15 protein-coding genes are annotated in these 13,967 nt (G+C 37.8%); 5 read left to right on the top strand and 10 right to left on the bottom strand.

Features of this window, described 5'->3' with window-relative positions; genetic code table 11:
* Window positions 1–334 precede the first annotated feature (334 nt).
* The 3 genes from ACFX4R_RS11245 to ACFX4R_RS11235 form a co-directional block, all read right to left on the bottom strand.
* On the bottom strand, window positions 335–943 hold the full coding sequence (locus ACFX4R_RS11245; RefSeq protein WP_043982122.1) for a methyltransferase: 609 nt from the start codon (window positions 941–943) through the stop codon (window positions 335–337).
* Window positions 944–1,002: 59 nt separating this feature from the next.
* Window positions 1,003–1,179: a hypothetical protein gene (locus ACFX4R_RS11240; protein WP_013056791.1), complete on the bottom strand. Its 177-nt coding sequence runs from the start codon at window positions 1,177–1,179 to the stop codon at window positions 1,003–1,005.
* 95 nt (window positions 1,180–1,274) lie between these two features.
* Window positions 1,275–1,889, bottom strand: coding sequence for a poly-gamma-glutamate hydrolase family protein (locus ACFX4R_RS11235; protein ID WP_377569581.1), 615 nt, complete (start codon window positions 1,887–1,889; stop codon window positions 1,275–1,277).
* Window positions 1,890–2,280: 391 nt separating this feature from the next.
* Between ACFX4R_RS11235 and cyoE the strand changes: the two genes are divergently transcribed.
* The gene (gene cyoE / locus ACFX4R_RS11230) at window positions 2,281–3,198 is read left to right on the top strand and encodes a heme o synthase (RefSeq protein ID WP_013056789.1); all 918 of its coding nucleotides are present in this window, start codon (window positions 2,281–2,283) and stop codon (window positions 3,196–3,198) included.
* A gap of 24 nt (window positions 3,199–3,222) precedes the next feature.
* On the opposite strand, the gene ACFX4R_RS11225 is transcribed toward cyoE, so the two are convergent.
* Window positions 3,223–4,161, bottom strand: a complete 939-nt coding sequence (locus ACFX4R_RS11225; protein ID WP_377569579.1) for a carbohydrate kinase family protein — start codon at window positions 4,159–4,161, stop codon at window positions 3,223–3,225.
* A 1-nt stretch (window position 4,162) separates the two neighbouring features.
* Window positions 4,163–4,372 (bottom strand): cysteine-rich CWC family protein, encoded by a 210-nt coding sequence (locus ACFX4R_RS11220; RefSeq protein ID WP_043982119.1) that lies wholly within the window; start codon window positions 4,370–4,372, stop codon window positions 4,163–4,165.
* A gap of 163 nt (window positions 4,373–4,535) precedes the next feature.
* On the opposite strand from ACFX4R_RS11220, the gene ACFX4R_RS11215 reads away from it, so the two are divergent.
* On the top strand, window positions 4,536–5,894 hold the full coding sequence (locus ACFX4R_RS11215) for a D-serine ammonia-lyase (RefSeq protein WP_377569577.1): 1,359 nt from the start codon (window positions 4,536–4,538) through the stop codon (window positions 5,892–5,894).
* A gap of 31 nt (window positions 5,895–5,925) precedes the next feature.
* Here the strand turns inward: ACFX4R_RS11215 and ACFX4R_RS11210 are convergent, their stop codons facing one another.
* The 3 genes from ACFX4R_RS11210 to ACFX4R_RS11200 form a co-directional block, all read right to left on the bottom strand.
* Entirely contained in the window at window positions 5,926–7,308 is a 1,383-nt protein-coding gene (locus tag ACFX4R_RS11210) for a PH domain-containing protein (RefSeq protein WP_377569575.1), read from the bottom strand.
* Complete coding sequence (locus ACFX4R_RS11205; protein ID WP_013056785.1) at window positions 7,301–7,783, bottom strand: PH domain-containing protein; 483 nt, start codon at window positions 7,781–7,783, stop codon at window positions 7,301–7,303. Before ACFX4R_RS11205 ends, ACFX4R_RS11210 begins: the two co-directional genes overlap by 8 nt.
* 142 nt (window positions 7,784–7,925) lie before the next feature.
* Window positions 7,926–9,257 (bottom strand): NAD-dependent malic enzyme, encoded by a 1,332-nt coding sequence (locus ACFX4R_RS11200; protein ID WP_043982112.1) that lies wholly within the window; start codon window positions 9,255–9,257, stop codon window positions 7,926–7,928.
* A 310-nt stretch (window positions 9,258–9,567) separates the two neighbouring features.
* Between ACFX4R_RS11200 and ACFX4R_RS11195 the strand changes: the two genes are divergently transcribed.
* Window positions 9,568–10,146 (top strand): LOG family protein, encoded by a 579-nt coding sequence (locus ACFX4R_RS11195; protein ID WP_043982110.1) that lies wholly within the window; start codon window positions 9,568–9,570, stop codon window positions 10,144–10,146.
* Window positions 10,147–10,175: 29 nt separating this feature from the next.
* On the opposite strand, the gene ACFX4R_RS11190 is transcribed toward ACFX4R_RS11195, so the two are convergent.
* Entirely contained in the window at window positions 10,176–11,387 is a 1,212-nt protein-coding gene (locus tag ACFX4R_RS11190; protein ID WP_377569573.1) for a cytochrome P450, read from the bottom strand.
* A gap of 285 nt (window positions 11,388–11,672) precedes the next feature.
* On the opposite strand from ACFX4R_RS11190, the gene ACFX4R_RS11185 reads away from it, so the two are divergent.
* Window positions 11,673–12,404 carry a ZIP family metal transporter gene (locus ACFX4R_RS11185; protein ID WP_116733234.1) on the top strand — a complete coding sequence of 244 codons (732 nt, stop codon included), beginning with the start codon at window positions 11,673–11,675 and terminating at the stop codon, window positions 12,402–12,404.
* Window positions 12,405–12,487: 83 nt separating this feature from the next.
* Window positions 12,488–13,036 carry a DUF4825 domain-containing protein gene (locus ACFX4R_RS11180; RefSeq protein ID WP_097823593.1) on the top strand — a complete coding sequence of 183 codons (549 nt, stop codon included), beginning with the start codon at window positions 12,488–12,490 and terminating at the stop codon, window positions 13,034–13,036.
* A gap of 20 nt (window positions 13,037–13,056) precedes the next feature.
* Here the strand turns inward: ACFX4R_RS11180 and ACFX4R_RS11175 are convergent, their stop codons facing one another.
* Entirely contained in the window at window positions 13,057–13,959 is a 903-nt protein-coding gene (locus ACFX4R_RS11175; RefSeq protein WP_377569570.1) for a GNAT family N-acetyltransferase, read from the bottom strand.
* Between the last annotated feature and the right edge of the window lie 8 nt (window positions 13,960–13,967).

Raw genomic sequence — 13,967 nt, 5'->3', positions numbered from 1 at the left:
AACCTTATCATAAGTGCCGTTTTTGTTAATTTACGATTTAGCATACAAATTAATAAATTTGTTTTTGAGAGTTCTTATTTCTATCCACTAAATGTTTATTAACTTGTATGTAGCCTTCTCTTTCTGTACTAGCCCCGCCTGCGCTGAGTACACCGATAGCCACGCATGCTATCCAACCTAATTTCATTATAACAGAAAGCGCTTACATAATAAAGTGTTATGCTTTAATTTCTAAAAAGTTATAAATACAATCAGCAGGTCTTTTTCCACCTCCTGCTGATTTGTTAAATAGAACCGGCAAGATCCAGCATTATCAAACAGTAAATAGATCGTCTTAATAAGCTACTTTATAAATCAAAAACCGTTCATATGGGTTTTTACGATCCAACTCTGGCAGCATTACCTCTTCTTTTAAAATGAAAGAAGGATGTTTTTCGAGGTGATGAAGATAATCCTCCGAACTATAATATAAAATCAAATCAATCTCGCGTTTATTCTCTTCCCACGAAAGCAAAATATTGTTCACTACTTGGATAAAGATTTGAACTGAAAAAGGATTAAAAAAATAAAAGCAGTTGTCTAATGGATGAATCTTATATTCCTGGGCTAAACAACACTGAAAATGAATAGGATGTTTGCGGCCCTTGGCTTTTTTCAAATAGCGCCTCTGGTTATCTATGGCCTGCTCATAAAAGTGTTCATTCATTTCTATCCCTACGGCGGTGGCATTGCACAGGTAGTTCACATAAAAATTCAGCCTTCCTTTTCCACATCCGAAGTCGACAATTCTATCGCTGCTTGTTAGCTCATACTGAGTGAAAAGTGTTTCTAATGCACTATAAGGCGTGGGTTCATAACGATGGTAATGAAATGAATCATTAAATCCCTTTTGTTCTCCCGTTGTTTTTATATTTAATAAAGCGTCATAATATTGCTCGTTCATGGCCAATCTCCTGTTTATAGTTGTTGAAAAAGAGAAAGAAGGACAGATGCCCTTCTTTCTCACTCTACTTTCACACGCATTTCTGATATTTTAAGACCAATCTCTTCGATTAACTGCACAGCTTCCGCTCGCTTTTGATCATCTAGTGTGCTGATTCCCCGTACGTCTACGCTTTTTAAATATCGATAAGAGGCTTTAAGACGTTCTAAGGTATCTTCTTGGTCAAATGTTTTCATGATTATCTCCTCCAGTATATGTAGTTACTATATGTATACCACAAACATGTCCGTAATAAATCTAACCTGTTTAATAAATACTAAACGTATCTGATTTATCTAAGAGGAAATGCACTTCTAATAGCTGATATATACTCAAAAAATTCTTGGGTTTTCGAATTTTTACGTTCATTTCTCGTGTTAGTTGCAAAAAAAGCTTCTCTTTGCGCTTTACTTATCTCAATTTGCACACCCATCCGCCTAGCTGTTTTATTGGTTATATTTCTAGGGCTTGTACCGGAAAAAGGGTCTTGATCTGATAAAATTTCTGTACTAAAACCTTTGGAAACAAGCGCTTCATACACTTTGGATCTTAATGTCTTGTCAGCACCGCCGATTTTAGTGTGTTTTTCACTTTTATCATTGTATCCATGAAAAGATACGGCATAGTCTTCTTTCGATATAATAGTTAGCGCATGAGGTTCATCAAAATGAGTGGATGTGATATGAAGATCGGCATTTCCTGCTTTCTTTAACCCTTCAAATATATAGTACGAGTATTCGTTTCCTGCTAGCCCAACAGCAAGTTCGGATGTTCCAGTTTCGATACCTCCGCCGTGTATCGCAAGCATAATAATGTTAGAAGGTCTGATTTCGAATTGAATTTTGTAGTCTTGATTGTATACTTCATGAGAGGCAAGTTCAGAGAAGCTAGCATATTTATCTGGCATCATATATCCTCCTTGTGAATAAGACATAGTAAACAAACTTATTAGTTCTTTCTTTAATGTACCACATCTTTTCTTTCATCACATACTATGTGATTGCAATTACCAATAAATATGGTACGATTAAGTTCGAGTTTCTTGCTCGTTAAAAGTTCACCAGATAGTCAAAATTTTCATTTTTAAGCATTCCATTTTTATCTTATAATAAAGGATGTACTTATTTTTAATTGGTAATTCGACATTATTCTTTGTTTTTTTAAAAAGTTCAAGGAATGTTAACAAATTTTACGAGCAACCTTGATGTAATTACGATATTTTTTTGTTAAAATAGTTTAGTTGATTAATAAAGATTAGGTTTATTCATGTAGGAATAAGCTCAAAAAGGAGAATTGCTGTGAAAAATACCGAAGTTATCACAAAGGAATCACTTCCTATCAATCAGTATTTTTCCCGGGAAGTAATCAGTGCTATTATAAAAACTGGGATTATTAAATCGAACTCACTAGGAATGGTTGCTGGGCTTTGTCTCGCAATTGCTGTTAATGACTTAAGCTTTGTGACACAAATTCCTATCATTATTTTGGCTTTAATTGGGACATCCTTTGTCGTAGGAGGAGCTGGGGCAGTTAATAACTTCTATGACCGTGATATTGATGCGATCATGAAACGTACGAAAGACAGACCCACGGTAACAGGAGCGGTCAATCCTAAATTTGCTCTATGGTTAGGACTGGCTTTATTTGTTATCGGTGTAGGCATTTTATTTTTAGTTTCTAACATGGCCGCCATTATGGGTATTTTAGGATTTTTCTTTTATGTAGTGCCTTACACTATGCTCACAAAACGTACAACTATCTATAATACCGAAGTTGGAAGTATTTCTGGAGCTATGCCTCCAATCATTGGCTGGGCCGCTATTTCACCAGACTTATTTCATCCGGTAGCCATTGGATTGTTTGTATTTATGTTTTTATGGCAGCCTCCTCACTTCTACGCTATTGCCATTAGAAGACTTGAGGAATATAAAGCCGCAGGTGTACCAATGCTTCCTGTAGTAAAAGGGATCCGTCGTTCCAAAGTCCAAACGCTTGTATACCTAGTTATTTTGCTAGCGGCATCTTTCTTATTTTTGTCGTTTAGTAAAATTATCGCATTTACAATGTTCGGTTTAACACTAGTATGGATGCTTCTTGGAATTGTTGGATTTAAAAAATTAGAAGATACAAAATGGGCTACTTTAATGTTTGTGTTCTCATTGAACCATCTTACGATTATTTTTGCCCTTATGATTATACTGTCATTTTTTAAATAATAAACGGTCAAAAGCAGGTAGCTATCAGCTACCTGCTTTTATACTAGATACATCTTTTGCTTTAAGCGAAATCATTCCTCCGTACCTTGCCGAAACTGCTCCACCTAACGCGTTAGCAAACATTGTGTACTGCTTCTGTGACTCCTCACTTTCAGGTAATCCTTTTTCGTGAACACACCATAAAATTCCTGCCATAAATGCATCACCCGCTCCCGTCGTGTCTATCACCTGCACTTCATTTGCACTCACATGAAGCGTTTGATTTGCAGTAACGGCTGCTGCGCCATTTTCTCCCTGAGTGACCCATACGTACGGAATATGATACGCTCTCAGTTTTTCTAGGCTTTCTGTCAGGTCTGCTGAATTCATCAAAAATAGGAGCTCATCTTGAGAGATTTTCAAAATGTCTGTTTCGGACAAAAACGGTGTCACGATATTTCTACATGCTGCTTCACTTTCCCATCTTTTCATTCGAATATTTGGATCAAACGCTACAAGCATACGATGTTTTTTTGCGAGCTTCACAGCTTCTTTTGTAGTTTCCTGGGAAATCGGATGAAACAACGTACCTGATCCAAAATAAAAAATCGCTGCCTGCTCAAATAAAGCTTCCTGCAGCTCATGTTTGTACACTTGCTCATGAGGTGTAGAATCTATGTAGGAATGAAAGTAACGATCTCCTTCTTTACTTTTATGTACATACACTTCACAAATTTTTTTAGTCTCCGATATTACACAGCCGCTTTGATTCACTCCTTCAATTAAAAGGTTCTTTCTTACAAAATCACTTATTTCATCACTGCCCAACTTGCAGATATAATATGCTTTTGCTCCTAACTTCTGAACGCCGACTGCTATATTAACGGTTGTGCCTCCTAAAAAAGGGGCAAAGCTAGTGTTAAATTCGTTTTTAGCAATATAATCAATAAATGCCTCACCGTATGAAATAATTCCTTTTTTCAAGTTAATCCTCACCTTCTTTCTTCTGTCTCCCAACGCATTTGACACATACACACGCTTTTCCTCTGCTTTCTAAAGGAATTTGTTTAAACAGATCAGGAGTAAAAACTTTCTGCATGCACCAACACTTTTCTATTTCTCTGCCTTGTACAGAAGCACAGTTATTTTTTTCTCCGCAGATAGGACATCTGCTATCATCGCCTGAAAATGGCATGAATTCCTCTCCTTTTTTTCTATGCAGTTGTATAGATTATCTTTATTAGTATACAAGAGGTGGTTAAAATGTGTGTTCTGCTTTTTGATATTTTCGTTTTCAACTTCTTCTATTCTTGGTACTATACATATAAAGGAAATAACATATTGCGAAAGGAGCTTTTATGACAACTCATTTATTTCACCAAAAACCCCTTGCTACATGGATGCATGAATATCCTTTATTAACACCTTTAATCAATAAACAGGAAATACTTTGGATAAATCCTTATATAAAACCTGCTCAAAAAGCACTTTCTTCTCTTTCTTTACATACCAAAGATATAAAAGATGCAAAAGAACGACTTTCTCGCTTTTCTTCTTTTCTTCAAATCGCTTTTCCGGAGCTGAAAGCATCAAAAGGAATCATTGAATCACCTCTTCAAGAAGTTGCATACATGAAAGACTATTTAAATCAACAAATGAATAATAAGCTGCAAGGAAAATTATTGATGAAATGCGATCACGCTCTTCCCATATCAGGTTCTATTAAAGCAAGAGGCGGCATTTATGAAGTATTAAAATTTGCTGAAAGTCTTGCTATCAAAGAAGGACTGCTTACCGAGGAAGACAGCTACGCTCTTCTAGCTGAAGAACGATGTAAAAAGTTATTTTCTTCTTATTCTATTGCAGTAGGATCTACCGGTAATTTAGGTTTAAGCATTGGTATTATGAGCGCTACTCTCGGCTTTAACGTCACCGTCCATATGTCAGCGGACGCTAAAAAGTGGAAAAAAGATCTGCTTCGTTCTAAAGGTGTAACCGTTATTGAATATCAGTCTGACTACGGAAAAGCCGTGGAGGAAGGACGAAAGCAAGCCGAAGCAGACCCCGCATGTCATTTTATTGACGATGAGCAGTCTAGAGATTTATTTCTCGGTTATTCCGTTGCGGCTTTACGTTTGAAAAAGCAGCTAGCCGAGCAGCGGATTCAAGTAGACGCCGAACACCCTTTATTTGTCTATTTACCTTGCGGAGTAGGCGGAGGTCCTGGCGGTATTACGTTTGGACTAAAAGCAATATACGGTGATCACGTTCACTGCTTTTTTGCTGAACCTACTCACTCTCCTTGCATGCTGCTTGGATTAATGACCGAGCTGCATGACGGCATTTCCGTTACGGATATTGGACTTGACAATGTAACAGCTGCCGATGGACTAGCTGTAGGAAGGCCATCTAGCTTTGTAGGTGAAACGATAAAATCGCTTATTAGCGGAATTTATACCGTAGAAGATGATCAGCTTTTCCGATTTATTTATGAGCTAGCCAATCGTGAAAATATGTATATAGAACCTTCAGCAGCGGCTGGTTTACAAGGACCTCTCCACCTGATGGAAAGCGGGTCTTCCTATATACAAGCGCAAGGACTAGAAAACGATATGTCAAAAGCTACTCACCTTGTATGGTCAACTGGAGGCAGTATGGTGCCCGTTGAAGTGATGAACAGCTATTACGAGCAAGGGAAAAATTTAATGAATAGATAACGTCAAAAGGCATGGAGAACAATGATGTTCTTCATGCCTTTTTAGCCGAAGTAGCTTGCAGAAAGACCGGATGCCAAATCTCAAATGGAAAATATCCGGACTTATAGCTGCCGCTTGTACCCATAGTTGCAATTTTTATTTTCCTGTATCCTTTTTTCCATAAAAAAGTGCCTGCAAACACCTCAATTTCTTCTATTTTCTTCCTTCTAATAATCGTTGTTTTTCGTGTTAAAAACTGCGATCGAATACTGACAAATACATCGTTCATCATCAAGCCGCCTTGACGATAACCTAACCAGTGAATAAGTACGTATATAAGGCATAGCACAGCAATAATCCACACAAACATTGATTTCCAAAAGCTAATGCCAATCCCTGCTGCCGCAAATAACAAGACCGGTAATAGTAATGGATACCACGCATATTGAATCGCTGTATTTCTTGGACACTTTATATATTCATAGTGCGGCACATATACGTTCATTAATGTTGAAATCTCTTTTTGCTGGATAAACGGGTGTAAATAGACCTTTTCTTTTAAATCAGAGGTTACGACGTTTAACGAAACGGAAGACCATCCAAATAAGCGCCGGACCAACCCTTCCTCTATCGTAACAGCCTGTATTTTATGAAAAGGAATCGTAAGGGATTTCTTATTTAACAATCCGTATTTAATATGTAGATAATGATCGTAGCGCTCTACTGTAAAACCGCCAAATCGTATTACATATAAAACAATAGACAGCAAATAAGCAAGCACCACAATTACAGCCACTAATACAAATAAACCAAGCATCGATTGATGAATCACTTCTTCGTAAGCTGTCTTCACCCAGCGGTTGATATACGTATCAATATACTGATAGAGAAAACCAAGAGCAGCAAATATATAGCCAAAATTCCCGGAAAACGCAGCAGCTAACGCCAGCTGTTTCACCGACACTTTCATCGTACGTTCAGGACTTTTTTCCCTTATTTCCGGCTGACTCCCCGACAGCTTTAACGTATCTTTAAGATGGTGCGCTTCTTTTAGTGAAATACCAGATAAATCAATTTCAGCATCCGTACCGCTGCTGGCCGTGTCAATACGAAGCCGGGCTAAGCGAAGAATTCTAAAAACAAACGGCTGATCTAACTGAATCGATTGAATGCGATTGCGTTGAATAAATCGTTTTTCTTTTTTAAAAATCCCTTTATACAGACGCACTTCCGTTTCTGTTACCTCGTAACGAAATTCCTTCCAAGTAAAAAAAGCAAATAAAGCGACTACGCCTCCCGCTAACAGCGTTGCCCACCAATATGTAAACAATAGGTGCCGATTGACAATAAATACAAACACAAAAGGCAGGATATTATTTTTTATATGTTCAATAAATGCTATTGCAATATATAGCGGATGCAGCCGCTTACTCATCTTCATCATCTACCTCTGCTAGTCTAGCAATATACTCTCGCAGTGCTTCAGCATCTCTTTGTACAAGTGCAGGAATTTCGACGCTTCCAGCTGCTGTAATGATTTTAACAGATGCCAAGTCAAATTTTCGAAAAATCGGCCCTGTCAATGTTTCAACGTGCTGCACTTTCACAAGCGGAATTTTCGTATGATACCAGATGAATAGCCCTCTTTGTACATCAATTTGAGTATCTGTGACTTCATATGAATATACATTCATATATACATTTGGAGCTATAATTGTATATATGATAAAGCTCACGACTAATAGTCCAGCTGATATCCATCCAATAATTGACCACCAATCAAAAAAATGAACGAGTAGAAAATAACCCGCTGTTGCAAGAAGCCACAGGCTATGCGTAAAAATGGATTGCCAGCGCATCGCTTTTTTAGCCTCGAGGGGCAATTTTCCCTTTAAATGTTCAAACTCCATAAAAACTCCTTTCTCTACCTTTTTTACTATTTCTATTACTATATTACGTTAAAAAAGGAAAAAAGTTTCACAGTTTGCTATTTTCTTATTATTTTTTGATAAAAAACAAACAAGACTGCCTATTTCGAGGCAGCCTTGTTTGTTATCGATAAACGCCGTCTTTCTCTCCGTGTACAACAGCCGCTCTTTCAACTGCTTCAGATACTGCTTCATGTACAGCTAGATTAAGAGGATGAGGAACTAAATCGCCTGGACGCGTTGAATTTGCAATGGCTTCAGCTGCAGCTACAAGCATCGTATGCGTAATATCACGCACCCCCGCATTTAACACTCCTCTGAAAATACCTGGGAAGCCAAGTACATTATTCACTGACCTTCCATCCGTAGCGTAAATAGCTCCTGCTTCAAGAGCATCTTCAGGTTCAATTTCTGGCTTTGGATTAGAAAGTGCTAGAATGATTTGCCCTTTTCGGATCCATTCTTTTTGTATTAATCCAGGTACACCTGTTGTCGCAATAACAATGTCACAGTTCTCCATAAGCTCTTCTAATGAATCCGCTACTTTTCCACCGTAGCTGACTAAGCGCTCATTCGCTTCAGGAGACTTATCAGCTCCTATCACCTGTTTGACACCGTAAGCCATGAACATTCTGCAAGTAGCGATGCCGGCAGCTCCTAAGCCGATTTGTCCTACTTTTGCTTCTTTCAAATTCACACCTGTGCTGCGACAAGCCGAGATAGCTGCTGCTAGCGTCACAACTGCTGTTCCGTGCTGATCATCATGCATAACTGGAATATCGAGCTCTTCTTTTAAACGTTCTTCAATTTCAAAGCAGTGAGGCGACCCTATATCTTCTAGTAAAATGCCGCCAAATCCCGGTGAAATATTTTTAACCGTTTGAATGATTTCTTCCGGCTCATTTACATTCAACAAAATAGGGATAGCGTTTACATTGGCAAGTTGATCAAATAACGCAGCTTTCCCTTCCATAACAGGCATTCCTGCAACTGGACCAATATTTCCTAATCCTAGTATAGCGGTACCATCTGTTACAATCGCAACCGTGTTTCCAATGCTCGTATAAATCTTCGCTTTGTCCGGCTGTTCTTGAATAACACGGCAAACGTTTGCTACACCAGGGGTATATACTCTTCTTAAGTCAGCAATCGACTCAATTTTCATTTTGCTTTTCATTTGAATTTTGCCGCCTTCATGGGCATGAAGAACTTCATCTGATACTGTATGTAAAGTAATGCCTTCTAAACTGCGAACCGCTTCAAGCAATTCCTCAAGCTGGTCTTCACTTTCTACTTGAACCGTAATGCTTCTCATGGTGTAGTTATGTCCTACTTTAACGGTTTCAACCTCGCCAATGTCTCCTCCAACATTTCCGATAGCTGTTGCTACTCTTCCTAAGTTTCCTGGTACGGTCGGTGTTTGTACCATTAATGTGCGTATTAAATTGTTCATCATATCCCCATATCCCCCCTTGTCTTAATCCTGCAAGTGCGTATACTTACTAAATGAAGCGTTTAAAACGGTCAAATTTCCTATAAGTTCATGTTACCTACTTATCTTACAAGTAGATCCATACGTACTGTCTTTTCCATTAAAAGAAGAGCAATAGATAACGCTTTCAAACAGACGTTTCGCTTTGATTATAAGCAAAGTTTTTAGAATAATCAAGCGATGACATTGTGAAAATTCATAAATTATTAAGAAGGAATTTGTTCTTCATAAACAGAAAAGACTTATATAGAAAAGAAACAAAGGAGTGAAGCAGTTGAAATCAATTTGTGTATTTGCAGGATCAAGCGCTGGAATAAAAACAGAATATAAAGAGACAGCCGTCTCGCTAGGACGCTACATGGCCAAAAAAAACTACCGGCTGATTTACGGAGGCTCACGAATGGGCCTGATGGGAGAAGTCGCAAATGAAATGCTTCAGCATGGAGGCGAAGTCATCGGCATTATGCCCCGCGGTTTGTTTAGCGGTGAAATTGTTCATACCGCGCTGACAGAACTCATCGAAGTAGAGAGCATGCATGAGCGAAAGGCAACTATGCACGAGTTAGCTGATGGTTACATTGCGCTTCCTGGAGGTTTCGGGACATTTGAAGAGTTGTTTGAGGCTCTTTGCTGGGCTCAAATTGGTATACATAAAAAACCAGTAGGGTTATTAAATGTGAACGGCTACTACAACCCGCTTATGCAAATGGTTCAGCATGCCGTAGATGAAGGGTTTTCTACAGATTCTGCTATTCGTCTCATCAATATTTCTGATACTCCTGAACAGCTTATCTCTTCAATGGACACGTACACGTCTCCTTCAGAGGACCAAAAATGGAACACTGAACGCTAAAAAGCAAGCGCATAATTTGCGCTCGCTTTTTAAGCTTTATTAAAAGTAATCTCATATTTTTTTACGCCAAAAACAAAAGGGCTGTCTATTGGCTTTAAAGACTGATTTTGAACTTTCGAGAATTCTCCTTTTTCTAGTAACTTAGTAAAAGCAATTTTCCCTTCCATTCTTGCTAGCGGTGCTCCTAAGCAAAAATGGATGCCGAATCCAAAGCTCACGTGAGGGTTTGTTTTACGATGCACGACAAAAGTGTCAGGCCGTTCAAACTTAGCTGAATCTCTATTTGCACTTGCTGCCCAGCTAATTACCTGCTGTCCTCTTTTAATCTTACACTCTCCAAGTTCTACATCTTCAGCAGCTATGCGTCCAATCGCTTGAATAGGAGGATAATAGCGAAGCGTTTCTTCTACCAGGTTCGGAACCAGCAATATGTCTTGACGAACTTCATTCTGCACGTCTACGTCTTCTGTCATATACCGAACTCCGTTCGTAATTAAGTTTGTCGTTGTCTCATTACCTGCTACTAGCAATAAAATACAAAACCCCAGCACTTCCTCTTCTGTTAAATGCTCGCCGTCGATTTCTGCTTCTAAAAGAAGCGAAATGAGATCTTCTTGTTTATTTTGCTGACGCTCCGCGATAATTTCTTTAAAATACCCTTGTAAAAAAATCACGCCTTCATTACGCTTTTGCATCATTTTCGCAAAAGCTTCGTCTGAATTATTTTCAGCACCGCTCACTAAGTCATCGGAGTATTTTTTAAACAGTTCTCGGTCTTGGATTGGTACTCCTAGCAATTCTGCTATTACAATAATCGGCAGTGGTCCAGCAAAGTCTTCTACTATATCAAACTTTTTTTTCCTGCTTACTTCATCTAATAAATAATCTGCAATCTCTTCAATATGACTCTCTAAGTGCTGAATAGCTCTTGGCGTAAAAGCTTTGTTTACTAAGTTTCGTAACTTTGTATGTTTTGGAGGGTCCATCATTAAAATACTTTCTTGGCGTTCTTCCATTGCTCGTTTGGATGAAAAAAGCGACGGGTTTTTTAAAATATACTTTACTGTTTCATAATCAAATACATCCCAGCAGTTTCGGCTTTCATCGTAACGAATAGGTGCCTCTTGACGCAGACTGTTATAAATATCAAATGGGTAAAGCTGCTGTTCAACTAATTTGATTTCTTGCATAGGAATCAAGTTAGCATAGCGATTTTCTCTTTTTACTGCTTTTGAATTCATCTCGTATTCCTTCTTTCGTTTAAAAGTGACCTCGTTAAGTTTTTTAACCTTCTATAGATCAAAGAATTTTTTTCCATCTTTGTATCTTTTGATCAGACTATCACAAGGTTTTTTCACTTTCAACGGACATAATCAGAAAATTTTGTCAATTATACAGAAGACTTATTTTATTTAAGGTCTAAATCAGTGATTTTTTTCCGTTTTTTTAGTTCATTTATCTTGTTTCATAATAATCATAGAGATGGTTACACTACAAGTAAGTACGTAAGAAAGTAGGGATCTCATGTGATAGATGCCCTTATGTGGGGTGGTGTCTCAGGCTCAGCTGTATTAATTGGAGCTATTATAGCTATTTTTGTACCTTTAAAAAAACCTTTGACTGCTTATATTATGGCTTTTGGCACGGGCGTTTTGTTAGGAGCTGCTGCTTACGAGCTCATTCAAGATTCGGTAAAAGAAGCAGGAATCATTTCTTCTTCTTTAGGCTTTTTAACAGGCGCAGCACTTTTTACTCTTCTTGACATCTCCTTAGCTAAAAAAGGCGCTCACAAAAGAAAACGTTCGGACCACCTTGTCCCCGCTAGCTCGGGACTAGCCATTTTTATTGGTACCATTATGGATGCTATACCTGAGTCACTGATGATTGGCGCAAGTTTGATTGAACAGCACCACGTTAGCTGGCTGCTTGTTGTTTCTATTTTTATCAGCAATATACCCGAAGGAATCTCCGGGACAAGCGGACTACTAAAAAGCCAATATAAGCAAAAGAAAATTTTTTCATTATGGCTTTCTGTCTTCTTTATATCGGCTCTTTGTTCTTGGATTGGATATCTATTTCTTCAAAATGCTACCCCAAACATGATGGGTTTTATTGCCTCATTCGCCGGTGGTGGAATTGTGGCAATGGTTGCTTCGACGATGTTGCCAGAAGCTTTTGAAGAAGGTGGTCCTGTTATTGGTTTTATTGCTTCATTAGGGTTATTAACTTCTATTATTTTGGATTATATGTCTTTTTAATGAATAAACTTATATTTTGTATGAAACAAAATATATAGGTCTTTCGTCTTTACAAGTAGATATAAATAAAAGGAGTTACCATTATGAAAAAAATATATGCTTCTCTTACACTTTGCACAGTACTCACTTGCCTATCAGGGTGTGCTTATGCACCTCATAATAATCTGTCTGCCGAAAGAGTCTCTGCTTCTTCTATTCAACATACTTCTTCTTCAAAACATGAGGCTTCAATAGAGGAAATTACAAATAAGCTTCCAGGACACGTTTATTTAAAAGGTATAACCTTCCAAGATACACAAAAACCTTATTACTTAACAATTAATTACGCTGCAATAAATAATAATCAGCATACGTTTGAAAAAAGCTGGACGTCTGTTAAAACCAAACGCATACTTTTACATAACGCAACCATCTTACTTTCTGCCGTACAAAATGCTGACAGCGTTCACTTTACTATTAATACGACTGTTCCTCAGACAATCACCATTACTCGAAAAGAGTTAAAGGACTTCTACGGAATAGATCTTCGGAATTATAATGACGTGAAACAAGTATGGAAAGAAAAATTCGAAGGACAGCAAGAAAAAATCGAGGAATTTTATGATGCACATCCAATTACAGAAATGCAGTAAAAGCGGCCCATGGCCGCTTTTTAAAGCTGTTTTTTCATAAACACCTGCTCAAGTTTGATTCCTTCATCTGTATATAAATCTTGAAAACCAAATGATTTTAACATTTTCACGAGTAAGCTATTTCTTTTTTCAGGTACATTATATGTATTGTAAGCAATTGGTCCATACATATTAAAAATAGTTGCTAATAAAAAGCCCAGAACGTCCTCTGAATTTGAGATATGTTCCTTAACGCTTCCTTGATAAAAAGTAACCGAATTCACGATGCCTATGGAAGAAAAATTCCTTTGAAATAACAGATAGCCAACTTCTTCGTTTCTTTCATTCAACGCAATAAACGATTCTCCATCACGAATACAGTCAAATTGATTTTTCCACGGGACATCGTATGTATAAAAGGGTAGGTTCTGAATATCTTTTGCAAGCCTTCGCTTTAACGAATACGTAAGCTGATTCTTCTTTTTAAGTAAAGAAGCGTGAAAACTACCTCTATGCTTTAGAAATAAAAGGGTATCTACAATCTCATATCCATATTTCTGATAAAGGTGAATGGCTTTTTCATTCACTTTAAATGCTTCCAGACTGGCTTCCATTACTCCTTGCTGCTGGTATCTCTCAAGTGTAGCTTTTAGTAAGGCTTCTCCAATTCCTATTTTCCGGTAAGGTAAGGCTACGCTTGTACCTCCATTCCAAGCATGTTTTTTTCCCTTGACCTTTTTTATTCCATTTAACATAATTCCAGCTGGTGTATTATTATAAAAAGCCATAAAAGAATGGTCGACAGATAGCTGATCAAAACCAAACCTACAAGTGAATTGATCTAGTGACAGCTCAATCGGAAGATAATAATCTTCAAAACCCTTATTGAATGCTTGTAATGCATCAGGAAAAGAACACTGGCTTAGAGGCTTAATTATAATCACGGGACATT

This window comes from Priestia sp. YIM B13490 (assembly GCF_042787735.1).
In the GTDB taxonomy this organism is placed as follows: Bacteria; Bacillota; Bacilli; order Bacillales; family Bacillaceae_H; genus Priestia; species Priestia megaterium.
This window is presented reverse-complemented; position numbering and strand designations above follow the sequence as displayed.

Bases quoted from the DNA above. Each gene is read 5' to 3' on its own strand.
- ACFX4R_RS11245 (WP_043982122.1), bottom strand. From the start codon at position 943: ATGAACGAGCAATATTATGACGCTTTATTAAATATAAAAACAACGGGA.
- ACFX4R_RS11240 (WP_013056791.1), bottom strand. From the start codon at position 1,179: ATGAAAACATTTGACCAAGAAGATACCTTAGAACGTCTTAAAGCCTCT.
- ACFX4R_RS11235 (WP_377569581.1), bottom strand. From the start codon at position 1,889: ATGCCAGATAAATATGCTAGCTTCTCTGAACTTGCCTCTCATGAAGTA.
- ACFX4R_RS11220 (WP_043982119.1), bottom strand. From the start codon at position 4,372: ATGCCATTTTCAGGCGATGATAGCAGATGTCCTATCTGCGGAGAAAAA.
- ACFX4R_RS11215 (WP_377569577.1), top strand. From the start codon at position 4,536: ATGACAACTCATTTATTTCACCAAAAACCCCTTGCTACATGGATGCAT.
- ACFX4R_RS11210 (WP_377569575.1), bottom strand. From the start codon at position 7,308: ATGAGTAAGCGGCTGCATCCGCTATATATTGCAATAGCATTTATTGAA.
- ACFX4R_RS11205 (WP_013056785.1), bottom strand. From the start codon at position 7,783: ATGGAGTTTGAACATTTAAAGGGAAAATTGCCCCTCGAGGCTAAAAAA.
- ACFX4R_RS11200 (WP_043982112.1), bottom strand. From the start codon at position 9,257: ATGATGAACAATTTAATACGCACATTAATGGTACAAACACCGACCGTA.
- ACFX4R_RS11190 (WP_377569573.1), bottom strand. From the start codon at position 11,387: ATGAATTCAAAAGCAGTAAAAAGAGAAAATCGCTATGCTAACTTGATT.
- ACFX4R_RS11180 (WP_097823593.1), top strand. From the start codon at position 12,488: ATGAAAAAAATATATGCTTCTCTTACACTTTGCACAGTACTCACTTGC.